Raw genomic sequence first — 645 nt, forward strand, 5'->3', positions numbered from 1 at the left:
GCCTGACGGCTGTGTCGTCGTCCCGGTGGGCGGGTTCGATCACCAAGGCCACGCATGATCAGTGGGCGCTCGCCCGGCGTGGCCAGCTCGCCCACCTCCAGTCCCTTGAGGCGGGGATCCGTACGATCGCGCACCGGCTGGCGCTGCCGGTCGGCGCCAAGGGCTCGAAGAAGGCGCCGGGCGGTTACCGCAGCAGGCGGGAGTGGCACGCCAAAACGCGTCGCCTGCACGTGCTCGAGGACCGGCTGGAGCGCGAGCGGGCCGACCGCGAGGCCGGGACCGTGCACGTCGTACGCGGCGGGAAACGGCTGGCCCGCACCCGCCGCCACCTGTCGGACGCGCAGCTCCCCGAGGCCGACTGGCGGAAGCGGTGGGAAGCGTCGCGCTGGTACTTGCAGGCCGACGGCGAGTCCGGCAAGCGCTACGGCAACGAGACCCTCCGCATCAGCCCGGACCCTCCGCATCAGCCCGGACTGCGAGGTCAGCATCAAACTCCCGGCCCCGCTGATGGAGTTGGCCAATGCCCCGCACGGCCGGTACGTGCTGGCCTGCCGGGTCCGCTTCCCGCACCGCGGCCAGGAGTGGGCGGACCGGGTGGAGACGAACCGGGCGGTCGCCTACCGCATCCACTACGACACGGCACGG

Annotated in this window: 1 pseudogene; it reads left to right on the forward strand. The window is 72.7% G+C overall.

Annotation, left to right across the window (positions count from 1 at the left end):
* Window positions 1–645 (forward strand): annotated as a pseudogene (locus IG08_RS55505) (IS200/IS605 family accessory protein TnpB-related protein); the annotation flags it as partial.

It is taken from the genome of Streptomyces fulvoviolaceus (assembly GCF_000718165.1).
Lineage (GTDB): Bacteria > Actinomycetota > Actinomycetes > Streptomycetales > Streptomycetaceae > Streptomyces > Streptomyces fulvoviolaceus.